13 protein-coding genes and 1 other RNA gene are annotated in these 15,990 nt (G+C 33.2%); 6 read left to right on the top strand and 8 right to left on the bottom strand.

Annotated elements, in window-relative coordinates:
• Nucleotides 1–26: 26 nt before the first annotated feature.
• Together ACZ0AH_RS08255 and ffs are read right to left on the bottom strand one after the other, a co-directional pair.
• On the bottom strand, nt 27–404 hold the full coding sequence (locus ACZ0AH_RS08255; RefSeq protein WP_463475326.1) for a hypothetical protein: 378 nt from the start codon (nt 402–404) through the stop codon (nt 27–29).
• Nucleotides 405–780: 376 nt separating this feature from the next.
• Nucleotides 781–878: signal recognition particle sRNA small type (gene ffs, locus ACZ0AH_RS08250), an RNA gene on the bottom strand.
• 88 nt (nt 879–966) lie between these two features.
• On the opposite strand from ffs, the gene ACZ0AH_RS08245 reads away from it, so the two are divergent.
• Nucleotides 967–2,016 carry a glutaminyl-peptide cyclotransferase gene (locus ACZ0AH_RS08245; protein WP_463475325.1) on the top strand — a complete coding sequence of 350 codons (1,050 nt, stop codon included), beginning with the start codon at nt 967–969 and terminating at the stop codon, nt 2,014–2,016.
• Nucleotides 2,017–2,142: 126 nt separating this feature from the next.
• Nucleotides 2,143–3,381: an imidazolonepropionase gene (gene hutI / locus ACZ0AH_RS08240; RefSeq protein ID WP_463475324.1), complete on the top strand. Its 1,239-nt coding sequence runs from the start codon at nt 2,143–2,145 to the stop codon at nt 3,379–3,381.
• A 606-nt stretch (nt 3,382–3,987) separates the two neighbouring features.
• Here the strand turns inward: hutI and ACZ0AH_RS08235 are convergent.
• The gene (locus ACZ0AH_RS08235; RefSeq protein WP_463475323.1) at nt 3,988–4,866 is read right to left on the bottom strand and encodes a hypothetical protein; all 879 of its coding nucleotides are present in this window, start codon (nt 4,864–4,866) and stop codon (nt 3,988–3,990) included.
• Nucleotides 4,867–4,963: 97 nt separating this feature from the next.
• Here ACZ0AH_RS08235 and ACZ0AH_RS08230 point away from each other — a divergent pair, with 97 nt between their 5' ends.
• Both ACZ0AH_RS08230 and ACZ0AH_RS08225 read left to right on the top strand, forming a co-directional pair.
• The gene (locus ACZ0AH_RS08230) at nt 4,964–6,001 is read left to right on the top strand and encodes a formimidoylglutamase (RefSeq protein WP_463475322.1); all 1,038 of its coding nucleotides are present in this window, start codon (nt 4,964–4,966) and stop codon (nt 5,999–6,001) included.
• Nucleotides 6,002–6,134: 133 nt separating this feature from the next.
• The gene (locus ACZ0AH_RS08225) at nt 6,135–7,385 is read left to right on the top strand and encodes a DEAD/DEAH box helicase (protein ID WP_463475321.1); all 1,251 of its coding nucleotides are present in this window, start codon (nt 6,135–6,137) and stop codon (nt 7,383–7,385) included.
• Nucleotides 7,386–7,395: 10 nt separating this feature from the next.
• Here ACZ0AH_RS08225 and ACZ0AH_RS08220 read toward each other — a convergent pair whose 3' ends face one another.
• The 3 genes from ACZ0AH_RS08220 to aroC all read right to left on the bottom strand — a co-directional run bounded on the left by ACZ0AH_RS08220 (nt 7,396) and on the right by aroC (nt 12,103).
• The gene (locus ACZ0AH_RS08220; RefSeq protein WP_463475320.1) at nt 7,396–9,510 is read right to left on the bottom strand and encodes a response regulator; all 2,115 of its coding nucleotides are present in this window, start codon (nt 9,508–9,510) and stop codon (nt 7,396–7,398) included.
• A gap of 202 nt (nt 9,511–9,712) precedes the next feature.
• The gene (locus tag ACZ0AH_RS08215; protein WP_463475319.1) at nt 9,713–10,990 is read right to left on the bottom strand and encodes a dicarboxylate/amino acid:cation symporter; all 1,278 of its coding nucleotides are present in this window, start codon (nt 10,988–10,990) and stop codon (nt 9,713–9,715) included.
• Nucleotides 10,991–11,044: 54 nt separating this feature from the next.
• Nucleotides 11,045–12,103 carry a chorismate synthase gene (gene aroC / locus ACZ0AH_RS08210; RefSeq protein WP_056194335.1) on the bottom strand — a complete coding sequence of 353 codons (1,059 nt, stop codon included), beginning with the start codon at nt 12,101–12,103 and terminating at the stop codon, nt 11,045–11,047.
• A gap of 188 nt (nt 12,104–12,291) precedes the next feature.
• Between aroC and ACZ0AH_RS08205 the strand changes: the two genes are divergently transcribed.
• A complete protein-coding gene (locus tag ACZ0AH_RS08205) occupies nt 12,292–13,116 on the top strand; it encodes a UDP-2,3-diacylglucosamine diphosphatase (protein ID WP_463475318.1) in 825 nt (274 codons plus the stop codon).
• Nucleotides 13,117–13,266: 150 nt separating this feature from the next.
• Nucleotides 13,267–13,764, top strand: a complete 498-nt coding sequence (locus tag ACZ0AH_RS08200) for a hypothetical protein (protein ID WP_463475317.1) — start codon at nt 13,267–13,269, stop codon at nt 13,762–13,764.
• A 214-nt stretch (nt 13,765–13,978) separates the two neighbouring features.
• Here ACZ0AH_RS08200 and ACZ0AH_RS08195 read toward each other — a convergent pair whose 3' ends face one another.
• A complete protein-coding gene (locus ACZ0AH_RS08195) occupies nt 13,979–14,401 on the bottom strand; it encodes a protease complex subunit PrcB family protein (protein ID WP_463475316.1) in 423 nt (140 codons plus the stop codon).
• Nucleotides 14,402–14,420: 19 nt separating this feature from the next.
• Complete coding sequence (gene bshA, locus ACZ0AH_RS08190; RefSeq protein ID WP_463475315.1) at nt 14,421–15,566, bottom strand: N-acetyl-alpha-D-glucosaminyl L-malate synthase BshA; 1,146 nt, start codon at nt 15,564–15,566, stop codon at nt 14,421–14,423.
• Between the last annotated feature and the right edge of the window lie 424 nt (nt 15,567–15,990).

Below are 15,990 nucleotides of genomic sequence, written 5' to 3'. Positions count from 1 at the left end.
TTATAAACTAATGCTTTTTCGACTCATTAATGGTCAAGCCAATATTTAAATTTAAGTTTTGATTCCAATTCTTTTATCAACACTGAATCTTTTACTTCTTTAGAAAAATCAACAGCAATTTTATCAGGATCAATAGTAGAATAATTTAGCACATAATATTTACCTATCTTGAATTCAGCGCTATCAGGGCAACGCCCGGCTGTATTTCTATATAATTTATTATCTATATAATATTTCACATATGCTTGAGTAGATTTTGTGAATTGTTTGCAAAAAGTATATTTACAAATGGTTTGTCCTGAATGTTCCCTAATTTCTTTTTTATAATTTATCCCTTTAAAAATCAAATAAACTAGCCCGATAAATATAAAGAGAAGACCGAGTTTTGAAATTTTTTCTTTCATATTAAAGCATTTTTCAAATCTATATATAATACGTTGTAGTCCAAAAAATAAAGAATAGCGTTAATCAAAACCATAGCCAACAGTTTCAACCATTGGAGCACAATATAACTATCACGATACATTATTCAATATAATATCACAATACGTTATAAGCGATACATTAACCTGAACGTGTCCTAAGGTTGAAACCTTGGGCTATAGTTGAAATAGTATAGAATTTCAGAACAATCAGAAATGTAGAAATTAAGCTTTTAAAAAATATCTTTTCACCTATAACTTCTAACTCCCGACAGGTCCAAAAATAAAAAAATCCTCCCGAAGGAAGACTACTTTTGAATTAATTCTAAAAAAAAATCCCGAAACATCGGGAAATAAAAAATGGCAAGCGACCTACATCGCACCGCTCAACCACGTACCCTTGCTATGTTCCCATCCTGGGGGAGTCTGCAGGAGCTGGTCGTGTAGGACTTGCCGGTGCAAATATACAATCTTTTTATATTTTTGCAAGAGCTTTGTTGCTATAAAAATATCATCGTATATTGGCTTATTCAAAATTTAGACTATGAAAAAATATAACTTCCTAACTTTCATTTTATTAGGAATCACATTAATTGGATGTGGAGATACAAAAAAAGGTGAAAATTCTTTATTTAACATTGATGATTCTGCTTTTCCGGCACATTTTCTGCCTCAGGAAGCTGTTTCTGTTGGAATTTTAAACCCAAATTCGAAAGAAATTGACAGCATTGCCTACTTTGTAAACGACAAAAGAGTTGGAAGTACAAAAGGCGCTGAAAAATTCAATTTCCCGTTAAAAGATCAAAAATTAGGATATCAATACTTAAAAGCGACCGTTTATTTTGGATCTGATTCATCTGATGCGACCAAACGAATTGAAGTAGTTTCGAATGTTGAGCCTAAAGCATTAAAATTTAAAATTGTTAATACGTATCCGCACGATACAACAGCTTTTACCGAAGGTTTAGAATTTCATGATGGTGTTTTGTTCGAAAGTACGGGACAAGAAGGCGCTTCGTATTTTAGGGAAGTTGATTATAAAACGGGAAAAGCAATCAAACAAGTTGATCTTCCTAAACAATATTTTGGAGAAGGAATTACTTTCATTAACGGAAAAATATTTCAATTAACCTGGCAGCAAAAGAAAGGTTTCATTTATGATGCCAAAACTTTTAAGTTAGAAAAAACGTTTGATTACGATAAAGATATTGAAGGTTGGGGAATGACACATGATGACAAATACATTTATCATTCTGATGGAACTGAAAAAATCTGGAAAATGGATCCTGCTAATCAAAAACTAATTGATTATATCAATGTTTATTCAGGAACTTCAAAAATTAAAGCCATAAACGAATTAGAATTAATCGATGGTAAATTCTATGTAAATGTTTGGCAAAAAGATGCAATTGCAGTTGTAAATCCAACTTCCGGAGCTGTTGAAGGAATCTTAAACATGTCAGATTTACGTAAATTCGTCAAAAATTCAAAAGCTGAAGTTCTAAACGGAATTGCTTACAACCCTCAAACAAAAACCATTTTTGTAACAGGTAAATACTGGAACAAAATGTTCGAAATTACGGTTTCAGAATAATCCATAACTATTAATTTAAACACGAATTTCACAGATTTCACGAATTAGTTCGTGATAATTTGTGACACGAGACCGTAGGGCGAACTGACGAAGTAAATTTGTATTTTATAATAATATCAATTTATAATGACAACATTAATCAAAAACATAAAAGAATTACTTCAGGTTCGTGAAACTTCAATTTCTAAAGTTTCCGGAGCTGAAATGGCGGTTCTTCCAACCATAAAAAATGCTTTTTTAATTTTAAAAGATAATCTGATTCATGATTTTGGTTCGATGGAAAATCTTCCTGAAATTCAAGCTGATAAAACTATAGACGCTACCGGAAAAATAATTTTACCATCCTGGTGTGACAGCCATACTCACATTGTTTATGCAGGAAATCGCGAACAGGAATTTGTAGACAGAATTAACGGATTTTCATATGAAGAAATCGCAAATCGCGGCGGCGGAATCTTAAATTCGGCTAAAAAGCTCAATGAAACCTCTGAGGAAGAAATCTATGAGCAATCAAAACTTCGATTAGAAGAAGTTATGCATTTAGGAACCGGAGCTGTAGAAATAAAATCAGGTTACGGATTAACAATCGAAGGTGAACTGAAAATGCTTCGCGTGATTAAAAAACTGACCGAAAATTATCCCATTACCATAAAAGCTACTTTTCTTGGTGCGCATGCTTTTCCGTTGCATTACAAAGAAAATAAAGTCGGTTATATAGATGAAATAATCACCAAAATGATTCCTGAAATTGCACAAAACAAATTGGCGGAATATATTGATGTGTTTTGCGAAACAGGTTATTTTTCTGTAGAAGAAACGGAGAAAATAATGGAAGCCGGAATAAAATTCGGCTTAAAGCCAAAAATACATGTGAATCAGTTTAATTCTATTGGCGGAATACAAGCCGGAATCAAATTTAAAGCCCTTTCTGTCGATCATCTTGAAGTTATGAACCCGGAAGATATTGAAGCCTTAAAAAACACCGAAACGATGCCTGTAGCTCTGCCATCTTGTTCTTATTTTTTAAGTATTCCGTATACACCTGCGCGCGAAATGATAAAAGCCGGTTTACCATTGGCTCTGGCTACAGATTTTAACCCTGGTTCTACTCCATCCGGAAATATGAATTTTGTAGTTGCAACGGCTTGTATCAAAATGAAAATGACACCGGAAGAAGCCATAAATGCCGCAACTATTAACGGTGCATATGCAATGGGAATTTCAGAAACCCACGGAAGTATTACAAAAGGAAAAAAAGCAAATTTGATCCTCACAAAACCAATTTCTTCTTATTATCAAATTCCGTATGCTTTTGGCAGTAATTTAATCGAAAGTGTTTTTGTAAATGGTGAAATTATAAACTAAAGTTTAATTTTTCGAAAGTTAAAATAAATATAAAATTCTTACAAAAATTAGTTTTTATTGTATTTTGATCTTATGTTTACACTTCAGATTTTTAGATATGGAAATTTTAGTTTGTGATAAAGATTTAGGTAAATTTGGTTTGAAACAAAATGTTTTCAACGCCAAACTGAATTTGTATCCGAACAAGAACATTTCAATATTGACTTCTTTAATAAAATTAAAAATCTTCCCGACTTGTTAAGCACCCGCGAGTGTGCTTCTTAAAATCCTATAAAACTTTTTTACTATGCTCTTCCAATTTTCATTGGATGCTGCAACTCGCTATATAAAAGTTTTTATTTATTACGAATAAATTTAGGATCAGGTTTACACTATTTTTTAATAATTAAAACAAGAAGATCATGGCTAAGGTTAATAATTTGAAAACTAAATCTACAGATGCAAAAGCAAAAAAACAGGAGAAAATCCTAAAAAAATTAGAAGAACAACAAACCAGAAAAAGAAAATAGAAACTAAATTAATGTGATTTTTAATTTAATGAAAAAGGTCTGTGAAAATTATTTCACAGACCTTTACTATTTTAGCGGTATTCTTTATTAAACCGTATTATCTTAAGTTAAAACTAGTTTTAGAAACTAATTCGTCATTATCAAATACATTAATAAAATAAGCTCCTTTAGCAAAATCTTTACCTGGTAAATCTTCACTAACATTTACTGTTTTGTTTTCGTATTTAACAGTAGTTTTAAAACTATAAGTTAAGGTGTTATCACCAAAACTTTCTGTTTTTTTATCTCCTAAAACATTGTTTTTAGAATCGATAACTTGTACATAGTACGTTTTATCTCCTGATTTGGCAATTTGATTTTCTGCAACTGTAAAACTAATTTTAAGAACATCAGCACGGCTTGCTTTATCAGTTTCGATTTGTTTTCCTGAGCTTCTCAATTTGTAAGCAGCAGTTTTTGTATTTAAAACAGATAATTTAGCCCCTTTTTCAACAGTTTTAGCCAATTCTTCGTTTTGACCTACTAATACTTCATTATATTTTTTAGATTCTCCTAAAACTGTAATTGTACTGTCTCTTTGAACTGTTAAAACACCATTTTGTTTTTTCAATTCGTCGTTTTCAGCAACTAAAGTTTTCATTTTACCCTGCATTGCCTGAACCTGAGATCTGAATTTAGATACATCTCCTTTTGATTTATTCAAATCATCCATTAAAGCGACTACTTTATCTCTTTCCTGAATTAATTCATCAGACATAGAAGTATTTTCAGCAATTGCAGCATCATAAGTTGCTTTCAATTCTTGCAAATCTTTCATAACAGATTCTTTTTCTGTCATGGTGGTTGTAAGTTCTGTTTTAACTACATCTGTATCAGACGTTAATTTAAAAATGTACACTAAGCTACCAATTAGTAGGACTGCTAAAACGGCGATTACTGCCTTTAGACTTGAGTTGTTGTTCTTTGGGTTTTCCATATTTAATAATTTTCTTTAATAACAAATTTAAGAATTAATATATCTTAATAACGTAAGTTACCACAATTATATTATTTTTGGAAAATATTTTTTTTTAATGGAGAAATTAATTCCTTTTACTGTAAATGATTTAGCTAAAGTCACAAATCACAGAAGTGGCGAAATAAAGTTTGGAGAAAAGATGATCGTAATTCCTAAAGGAGTTGATATAATCGATTTTCTAAAAGAAAGTGAAGCTAAATACGTGCTTTTGGGAATTCCCGAAGATATTGGCGTGCGCGCTAATTACGGAAGGCCCGGAGCTGCATCTGCATGGAATAGCGCCATTAAAAGCATTGCAAACATTCAGCACAATCGTTTTTCGAAAGGAAGTCAGATTATTATTTTGGGACAAGTGAATGTTACGGAAGAAATGCGTGATGTTGAAAATCTTGATTTTAATGATATTGATGATCGTTCAAAACTAAGTCAGTTAGTCGAAAAAATTGACAAGGAAGTTTCTCATATTATTTTTACGATTGTAAAAGCCGGGAAAACACCAATTATCATCGGCGGAGGCCATAATAATGCGTACGGAAATATTAAAGGTTCGGCTTTAGCCAAAGGAAAACCCATAAATGCCATTAATTTTGACGCCCATTCTGATTTTAGGATTCTGGAAGGCCGTCATAGCGGAAATGGTTTTTCCTATGCTTATGAAGAAGGTTTTCTGAAAAAATATTTCATCTTTGGTTTACACGAAAATTATACGTCAAAAAGTGTTCTGGATATTATCAAAAAACTGGAAGACCGCGTTCGGTATAATACTTACGATAGTGTCAATATCCGTAAAGAAAAAGACTTTGACAGAGAAATGGCTTTGGCTTTAGAATTCATCAAAACAGATTCTTTTGGTATTGAAATTGATTTGGATGCAATTCCTAATATTGCCAGCAGCGCCATGACAATCAGCGGATTTTCGGTAGAAGAATTACGTCAGTTTATTTCTTTTTTCGGACAACACAGAAACGCAACTTATTTGCATATTTGCGAAGGCGCGCCAGATCTTGCCGATTCTCCAAACAATAACTTAATTGGTAAACTAATTGGTTATTTGATTACTGATTTTATCAAAGCCAATAACGAAAAAGAATAATTTCTGGAGATATTATCAGCTGATAATTAGCGCATTTGCCAAATAAACCAAGATTCAAATAAAGGATTGACTGAATAAACCTATCTTTGCACAGAATTTTAGTGCTTTAAACTAAATTCTTAATACCTAAGATATGTTATTCGAAGATTTATCACTTTCAAAAAGTATACAAAAAGCCGTATTTGAAGAAGGCTACCTAAATCCCACCCCAATTCAGGAACAATCTATTCCGATCGTTTTAGCCGGAAGAGATTTAATTGGCTGTGCGCAAACTGGTACCGGAAAAACGGCTGCATTTGCAATCCCAATCATACATCAGTTACACCGAATTGTTGGTTCATCAAAAAAAGCCAAAGTAATTCGTGCTCTTATAGTTACACCAACACGTGAATTAGCGGTTCAGATTGGGCAAAGTTTTGATACGTATGCCAAATATACCAACCTGACTCAATTGACAATTTTTGGCGGCGTTTCTCAGAATCCACAAGTTGATACATTGAAAAAAGGAGTTGACATTTTGGTGGCAACACCGGGACGATTACTGGATTTACAGAAACAAGGTTTTCTTGATTTAGATCATTTGCATACCTTGGTTCTGGATGAAGCAGATCAAATGCTGGATATGGGTTTTATAAACGATGTAAAAAAGATCGTAAAACTGACTCCTAAAAACCGTCAAACCTTATTATTCTCGGCTACAATGCCGATTGCAATTCGCGAATTGGCCGAAATGTTTTTGCAGGATCCTGCAAAAGTAGAAGTTTCGCCAGTTTCGTCAACGGCTGAAAACGTAGAACAACGTGTTTATTTTGTTGAAAAAACAGAAAAAAGAAATTTATTATATCATTTAATAAAAAACGAAGATTTATCAAACGTATTGGTTTTTTCGAGAACCAAACACGGCGCTGATAATGTTGTAAAAGCATTGCGTAAAAAAGATATTCCTGCTGAAGCCATTCACGGTGACAAATCCCAAAATGCAAGACAACGCGTTTTAGATGCTTTTAAAAATAAGGAAGTTGGTGTTCTTGTTGCTACAGATATCGCTGCGAGAGGAATTGATATTGACCAATTGCCATTTGTAATTAATTTTGATTTGCCTAATATTCCTGAAACTTATGTTCATAGAATTGGAAGAACAGGACGTGCAGGAAATGGCGGAATTGCAATTTCATTTTGCAGTAAAGATGAACATCCATATTGGAAAGACATTCAGAAACTAATAAAAGTTGATGTAAAAACCATCACGGATCATCCGTATCAATGGCACGCTGGAAGTCCGGAAGCAACGGACGAGAAACCTAAAAATTCAAACCGAAGCGGCGGTGCACATAAATCGAGAAAATCAAATGTTTCTAAGCAAAATAAAAAACGCTGGTATTAACCAGCGTTTTTTATTTAATCTCATTTATCAGGTAATTCATAATTTTAAACAGTTTTACAGGTTCAAACGGTTTTATAATAATATCGTTAATTCCTGAAGAAATAGCTTCATCTGTTATTTCATCTTTATCAAAAGCTGTTAAAGCCACAATTGGCGTTTTTATTCCGTTTAAACGAATTCTTTTAGTGGTTTCAAATCCATTCATCAGCGGCATATTGATATCCATTAAAATAAGATCGAACTTTTCATCTTCTAAAATTTTCAAGGCAGAGAAACCGTCGTCTACAACTATACAGATATAATTGTGTTTTTCGATGATTTTTTTAGTCACCAACTGATTGATCAGATTATCTTCTACAATTAATATTCTATACACTTCATTTGAGGTTAAATCGACTTCAATTTCGTCTATAATGTTTTTCGTTTTTTGAGGATCGTGCTCAAAAGGAATTATAAATGTAAAAGCAGTTCCTTTCCCAATATCACTTTCGAGCGTAATTGTACTTCCAAAAAGTCCCAAAAGCCGTTTTACAATACTCAATCCTAATCCGGTTCCCTGGTAATCTTCGTCTTTTCTTCCAACCTGAACAAATTTTTCAAAGATTTTGGCCTGATCTACAATGGCAATTCCAACACCATTATCTTTTATAAGGAAATCCAGAAAATGAATTTTTCCTTCTATTTTAGCAAGTTTAACATTGATTTCGACTTTTCCGTTTTTAGTGAATTTTAAAGCATTGCTCACTAAATTCATCAGAATCTGCGCCAGTCTTAATTTATCACCAATTAAATATTCAGGAATATCCGGATCAATATACACTGAAATTTTGTTGTTATTTTTTTCAGATAAAAAGGAAAGTGAATTTTTGATCATAGCAATTTCATCCGAAATATTAAAGGTCAAATTTTCAAGAACCACTTTATTTTCTTCGATTTTATTAATTTGAAGAATATCGTTTACTAATGATAATAAATATCTGGCCGAAAATTTTAAGGAACTTAGATGCTGGCTTCTGGATAATTCCTTATGTTCTTCGAGCAGCATATTCGTTATTCCCACAACACCATACAAGGGAGTGCGCAATTCGTGGCTTATAGTCGAAATAAATTGAGTTTTGAGTAAAGAGGCTTCTTCTGCAATTTCTTTTGCCTGTAAAAGCTCTAAATTGTGTTTTTTCTTAAATCTGATATTTTTGACTAAAGTGATAATCAAAAAAAGTAAAATAAATGAAATCAAAACAAACAGAATTACGATGATTCGGGATTTTTTAAGACTTTGATATTGTGAAATCTTTTCGTTTTCGATTTTATCAATTTGCCTTTTATATTCATCGAGCTCTAAATTAAAACCAGCGATAGACGCTTTTTTAAGCTTTTCCTGATTGTATAATTCTTCGGTAATCTGATTGTATAAAGCAAGATGCTCATAAGCTTCTTTATATTTTTTTATTTTGAGCAAAAACCTGGAATATTCCTGATGCGCATAGGATAAATCAGATTGTTCGCCGCTGTTTTTGCCAGCATTAATTGCTTTTAAAAAAAATGTATTAGCAAGATCATTTTCGTTGCAATAACTGGCATACATTCCGTTAAGCATGTTAACGACAATCTCTGTAGATTCGTCTCCGTATTTTTCTATATTATTACCAACAAATCTTAAATACCGATATCCTTCTTTGAATTTGCCAACATCAAAATAAGCCCAGGCTATATTTACATTAGTAAAATAAACCTGACCCATGTCGTTAATTTTCAAACTATAGGCAATTGATTTTTTGTAATAACCTATTCCTTTATCAAACTGTTTTTTCTCGAAACAATAGATATTTCCAAGATTATTATGGAGACTGTATTTTATAGAATCGTTATCTGTTTTATTAGCATACAATAATCCCTTGTTGTAAAAGAAAATGGCCTTATCAAATTCTGAAAGCTCATTATAATTTCCGGCAATAATTTTATACGATTTTGCTATTAAATAGTCATTTTTCGAGACTGTAGCATAATTTAGGGCAACACGGGAAGTAATTAATGACTTTTCGAAATTAGAGTCTTTAAAATCCTGCCAGGCTTGTTTAACAAGTTTAGCAATCTTAGCATCAGAAATGGGCTCAGATTGCGCCATTGCTGAATTGCTATAACAATTCAGAAATAGGAGTAGTAATAAAAAAATCCGCATTTGGGGCATAAATCGGCTAATTTGACCAAATATACACTTAAAAATAAAAAAAAGCCGTATTTCCTTAAAAAATACAGCTTTTCTTAAATTTTGTTTATCTTTTTAACCTTATAAAAGTAAAAAAATATGTAAAAATTTTCTTCTTTTCTTATTCAAGATCTGTTTCAATCTCATTATTATCCTCCCATTTTCCAACAACCGAAGTTGCCAAAGCGTTTCCTAATACATTCGTTGCACTCCTAAACATATCACAAAAATGATCAATTGGTAAAATTAGCGCTATTCCTTCTACCGGTATTTTAAACATTCCGCATGTCGCTGCAACTACAACCAGACTTGCTCTTGGTACGCCGGCAATTCCTTTACTGGTCAACATTAAAACCAAAAGCATCACCATTTGGGTTCCTAAATCTAAATGAACGCCATAAAACTGGGCAATAAAAATACTGGCAAAAGTCATGTACATCATACTTCCGTCCAGATTAAACGAATAACCTAAAGGCAACATGAATGATACAATTTTGTTTTTTACACCAAAATCTTCTAATTCTTCAGTTAATTTAGGAAACACAGCTTCACTGCTTGTTGTCCCGAAAGCGATTGCTAATGGACCAATAATACGTCTTAATAATTCAGTCATTCTATTTTTCAGAAAAATATAACCTACTACTATCAACACAAACCACAAGGTGCTGATTCCGATTAAAAATGATCCGAAGAATTTAAAATAGGTAATTATTAATTCTTCTGCGTCTCTAATAGCAAATACTCCTGCAATGGCTCCAAAAACTCCAATTGGAGCAAAGTTCATTACATAATTCACCATTTTCAAAACGATATGCGAAACTTTATCTAATGCATTTATTACCGGTTTTACGGTACTTCCTAACGAAGCAGCTGCCAATCCAAAAAAGATAGAAAATATTACGATCTGTAAAATTTCATTGGTTGCCATCGCCTCAAAAATACTTTTAGGAACAATATGTTCGATAAAATTTTCAAAAGACAAGGTTGTTGTTTTAGCCGTAACTTCAGAAGCTGCCGCCATATCAACATGATCCAATTTTAAACCTACTCCGGGCTCTAAAATATTCACATAAAACAACCCGATTAATAAAGATATAAATGAAGCTGTAAAAAACCATCCAAGCGCTTTTCCTCCAACTCTGCCAACTGTTTTTATATCTCCTAATTTTGCAATTCCAACGACTAAAGTGGTAAATACTAACGGAGAAATAATCATTTGCACCAATCTGATAAAGACGGTTGCCAGCATTTTTATTTTAGTGCTAAAAGATGCCGCTGCCTCAGGCGAAATCGAATTGTGCAATATAATTCCTAAAGTTGCTCCAAGAACCATGGCGATTATAATTTGCCCGGTTAATCCTGAAAGAAATGATTTTTTTTTGGTTTCTGTAACTTGCATTAATTTGTTTGGTTTAAAATTAAAATATTAAGACCCTCACTGCCTTAACTTTTATTAATATGTTTTGTTGATTAAATAAAAATCAGCCAAAACAATCGCCGCCATTGCTTCAACAATTGGCACTGCGCGAGGAACAACACAAGGGTCATGACGGCCTTTCCCGGTCATTGGTGTAATGTTTCCTTTATTATCTAATGAATCCTGAGTCTGCATGATAGTCGCAACAGGTTTAAAAGCAACTCTGAAATAGATATCCATTCCGTTGCTGATTCCGCCCTGAATACCGCCAGAAAGATTTGTTTTTGTAGTTCCGTCAGGATTGTATAAATCGTTGTGTTCGCTTCCTTTCATTTCAGAACCTGAAAAACCGCTGCCGTATTCAAAACCTTTTACGGCATTTATAGAAAGCATTGCTTTTCCTAATTCAGCGTGTAATTTATCAAAAACAGGTTCGCCTAAACCAACCGGAACATTTTGAATGACACATGAAACAACGCCGCCAACAGTATCTCCCTGTTTGCGGATATCACGAATATATTCTTCCATAATTGCTGCTGATTTTTCATCAGGACAACGAACAGGATTGCTTTCTATTTTAGAAAAATCCAAATCCTGATAAGGCGTATCTAAATGAATTGGCCCAACAGAAGAAACGTAAGCATTAATTTTAATTTCAGGCAGCATTTGCTTAGCAATTGCACCTGCTACTACTCTACTCGCAGTTTCGCGTGCAGAACTTCTACCGCCACCGCGATAATCACGAAAACCATATTTTTGATCGTATACGTAATCTGCGTGACTTGGTCTGTAATTGTCTTTTATATGCGAGTAATCGTCTGATTTTTGATTGGTATTCGGGATAATAAAACCAATTGGGGTTCCGGTAGTTTTACCTTCAAATATTCCGGATAAAAACTGAACCGCATCCGGCTCTTTTCTTTGGGTTACGATTGCTGATTGTCCTGGTTTTCTTCGAGACATTTCAACTTCAATCGCTTCTAAATCAAGTTGTATTCCTGATGGACATCCATCTATAATTCCGCCTAAAGCTTCACCATGAGATTCACCAAATGTAGTAACTTTATATAGGGTGCCGTAGCTATTTCCTGCCATTGTATTTAGTTTTGAGCAAATGTAAGTTTTATGAATTAAATTAAAAAATTTAAACTTAGTATTATTAAATAAAGGTTGTGCCTGTTAAAAATCACAATTTGTTAAAATTGTAGCCAAATTGATAACCTTTTGATAAAATATATCCTGCCAGAGTTTCTTTTATTTGTTAAACTTCAAAAAAAGAAAAATTGAAAAAACGAAATGTCGAATTGGTCATTCTTTCAGATGTCCATTTGGGAACTTACGGAAGTCACGCTAAAGAACTAAACAACTACTTATCAAGCATTAAACCCAAAACATTAGTTTTGAATGGTGACATTATTGATGCCTGGCAATTTAGAAAATCATACTTTCCAAAATCGCACTTAAGGGTCATTCAACGTGTAATCGGAATGGCTTCAAAAGGAACAAAAGTGTATTATATTACTGGAAACCACGATGAAATTCTTCGAAAATTCAGCGATATGAATATGGGAAATTTTGCTTTGGTCGACAAATTAGTTTTAGAATTAGACGATAAAAAGGCATGGATTTTTCACGGAGATGTTTTTGATGCTTCTGTTCAACACTCAAAATGGATTGCAAAACTTGGCGGATTGGGTTATGATTATCTTATTCTGACCAATCGTTTCGCAAACTGGTGTCTGGCAAAATTAGGACGTGAACCTTATTCGTTTTCTAAAAAAATAAAAGCCAGCGTAAAAAAAGCGGTTAAGTTTATTTCTGATTTTGAAACTACTGCTACAGATCTGGCTATCGAAAAAAAATATGATTATGTAATTTGCGGTCATATTCATGAACCAAAAATCATCACTAAAGAAAACAAACACGGATCTACTTTGTATCTAAATTCAGGAGATTGGGTAGAAAATTTAACGGCTTTAGAATACCACAAAAAGCGCTGGAAATTATATTCTTACGCCGAAAGTAATTTTACCGAAGAAGAAAATTTATTTGAAATGGAAGACATTTTAAGTTCCCAATTAATCTCTTCTATTATACATCAAAAATAGAGATTCCCCTCCAAATAGCTAACGTCGTCGAAGAAGTTCTTATACTTTAACCATTTCTAAAATGTGAATTATATAACAATTTTCAAAAATATTATACGTTGTAGTTTTGACTGTAATAATACATTTGAAAAAAATTAATAACCATTATTTATGAAAAAGATCATTTTATCTGCCATTATGCTATTAGGATTAGCATTTACAGCTCAATCTCAGGAAATTTCAAAAAACGCTTTAGGAATCCGTTTAGGAGATAATAACGGATTTGGAGGTGAAGTATCGTATCAATTAGGATTGTCACAAAAAAATAGACTTGAGTTTGATTTAGGATGGAGAAATAGTAGTGATGTTGACGCGATTAAAGGAGTTGCTCTTTACCAATGGGTTTGGAACATTGACGGCGGTTTTAACTGGTACGCTGGTGTTGGTGGTGGATTAGCAGCCTGGGATCACGATTACTACAACAACAATTTAAAATATAACGACAGCGGAACATATGTATTTGCAGCTGGAGATATCGGTATAGAATACAGATTTAGCGAAGCACCTATTACATTGTCATTAGATGCAAGACCGGAAGTTGGTTCTGGATATTATGACGACGACAACTTTGGATTTGACGTAGGTTTAGGAGTTAAATTTAGATTCTAAAAGAGAATGAAAATAAAAAATAATTGTAAGAAGAAACCTGTCGTTTAAAGCGATAGGTTTTTTTTATTTGAGGGTTTAAGTTTATTTTTTTTAGGTTGAAAATCAAAGAAGTTTTACAAACACATTCTGTCAGGCTGAGCGAAGTCGAAGCCATCGTTGTGTTGATCGGCTTCGACTTCGCTCAGCCTGACAAAGCGCCCTTAGCCAGCTTAAATTATTTAATAATAATCTCTTTTTTAGAGTGAATTTTCACCACCGTATAAGGATATGTAATGACTTGTGTGACCATTGCATCCGGAGCCGGACTATTTTCTTTTACCGTAATAATAATATTTTTATCGGTTTCTTCGACTTTTTCGACTCCAATAGAATATCCTCCGGAGTTTTTCTCTCCCATATTCAGAATAATATAATTTGAGTTGCTAATATCAGTTTGTTTCATTTTACCAGTCAAAAGCGGATCATTTTCTAACATTTTAATTTCATTTGGTTCAGTCAAAATCTCAAAAAACTTAATATTTCCGCCACCATCAGATTGTGTTGTTAAAACTTCATATAACAATTTTGAATCAGATGTTTTTTTTGCTCCACAGGAAATCAAAACAAAAACTATTAAAACCGAAATTACTTTTTTCATTTACGTTTATTTTTTAAAATTATTGCTTCTCATATTTATAATCATCTATCGCTCTTTGGTACAAAGCTTCATATTTAGGCAGAATATTTTTGATGTCAAATTTCTTTGCAACCTCTAAAGCGTTTTCTTTAAACTGTTTTAAAACTTCATCATCTTTCAGAATTTTAATAGCATTTGCAGCCATTTCTTCCACATTACCAACGTTACTTAAATAACCTGAATAACCATCAAAATTAACTTCTGGCAAACCTCCTGAATTACTTGAAATTACAGGAACTCCACAAGCCATCGCCTCTAAAGCTGCCAAACCAAAACTTTCTGTTTCTGACGGAAGCAAAAATAAATCAGTCAGACACAAAATTTTATCAATTTCATTACTGTTCCCAAAGAAAATTACTTTGTCGTAAATTCCCAATTCCATACATAAAACTTCTGCTTTTTCTTTCTCGGGACCATCACCAACCATCATTAATTTAGCAGGCATTTCTTTCTGAATATTATAGAAAATCTTAATAATATCCGGAATACGTTTTACCTTTCTAAAGTTACTAATGTGTGTAATAATGCGTTCATTTTCCTTCGCCATCACATAACGGTGACAAGGCTGTTGCGGATCTTTTCTCATTTTATCCAATTCGATAAAATTCGGAATTACGCGTATTTTATTCTTGATTTTGAATAATTTCAACGTATCATCTTTCAAACTCTGCGAAACCGAAGTCACATAATCTGATTTATTGATACTAAAAGTTACGGCAGGTTTATAAAAAGGATGATTCCCAACCAGCGTAATATCCGTTCCGTGAAGCGTTGTAATCATCGGAAGATTAATTCCTTCGTTCTTCAGCATTTGCTTCGCCATATAACCCGCATATGCGTGAGGAATAGCATAATGCACGTGCAGCACTTCAATTTTATACAATTTAACCATATCAACTAATTTGCTTGACAAAGCCAATTCGTACGGCTGATAATGAAAAAGAGGATATTCAGGAACGTTTACTTCGTGATAATGAACATTAGGATTTAAAAGCGCCAGCCTAACCGGCTGACTATAAGTAATAAAGTGGATTTCGTGTCCGCGTCTGGCTAATTCAAGGCCTAGTTCTGTCGCAACTACACCACTACCGCCAAATGTCGGATAACAAACTATAGCTATTTTCATGTATTGAATTTAATTCTACGAAAGTACTCAAAAATAGCGTTTAATCGAAGATTTAGATTGTTAGATTTTTGTGAAGATTAGATCTGCCAGAGTATTAGACTGTTAGTCCCGAAGCTTCGGGATTAGACAATCACTTCAATATTATCTCTGTCATCCTGAGCGAAATCGAAAGACTTTCAATTCATAATTCATATTTCATGATTGTTTTTAGGAGCAGAAATATTTGTTTCCAAAACAACGACCTGTCCCGCTGTCCGCTATATCTTTTATGGTGAACCCCACCATAAAAGGATATCGCTCCCATCGGGGCTAGATTAGAGGTTTTTGTTTTTATAAGAACCTTTTTATCTTGCGTTTCCTAAACCCGACAGGTTTTGAAAATTGCATTAAATCATTTGTATCAAATTCAACTTCTAACAGCGTA

Source organism: Flavobacterium sp. AC105 (assembly GCF_979258495.1).
Note: the sequence above shows the minus strand (reverse complement) of the source record. Positions and strands in the feature narration are given on the sequence as shown.

Coding starts and splice junctions, on each gene's coding strand:
- ACZ0AH_RS08235 (WP_463475323.1), bottom strand. CDS start 4,866: ATGGAAAACCCAAAGAACAACAACTCAAGTCTAAAGGCAGTAATCGCC.
- ACZ0AH_RS08195 (WP_463475316.1), bottom strand. CDS start 14,401: ATGAAAAAAGTAATTTCGGTTTTAATAGTTTTTGTTTTGATTTCCTGT.
- ACZ0AH_RS08230 (WP_463475322.1), top strand. CDS start 4,964: ATGGAGAAATTAATTCCTTTTACTGTAAATGATTTAGCTAAAGTCACA.
- ACZ0AH_RS08220 (WP_463475320.1), bottom strand. CDS start 9,510: ATGGCGCAATCTGAGCCCATTTCTGATGCTAAGATTGCTAAACTTGTT.
- aroC (WP_056194335.1), bottom strand. CDS start 12,103: ATGGCAGGAAATAGCTACGGCACCCTATATAAAGTTACTACATTTGGT.
- ACZ0AH_RS08245 (WP_463475325.1), top strand. CDS start 967: ATGAAAAAATATAACTTCCTAACTTTCATTTTATTAGGAATCACATTA.
- ACZ0AH_RS08200 (WP_463475317.1), top strand. CDS start 13,267: ATGAAAAAGATCATTTTATCTGCCATTATGCTATTAGGATTAGCATTT.
- ACZ0AH_RS08255 (WP_463475326.1), bottom strand. CDS start 404: ATGAAAGAAAAAATTTCAAAACTCGGTCTTCTCTTTATATTTATCGGG.
- ACZ0AH_RS08215 (WP_463475319.1), bottom strand. CDS start 10,990: ATGCAAGTTACAGAAACCAAAAAAAAATCATTTCTTTCAGGATTAACC.
- ACZ0AH_RS08225 (WP_463475321.1), top strand. CDS start 6,135: ATGTTATTCGAAGATTTATCACTTTCAAAAAGTATACAAAAAGCCGTA.
- hutI (WP_463475324.1), top strand. CDS start 2,143: ATGACAACATTAATCAAAAACATAAAAGAATTACTTCAGGTTCGTGAA.
- bshA (WP_463475315.1), bottom strand. CDS start 15,566: ATGAAAATAGCTATAGTTTGTTATCCGACATTTGGCGGTAGTGGTGTA.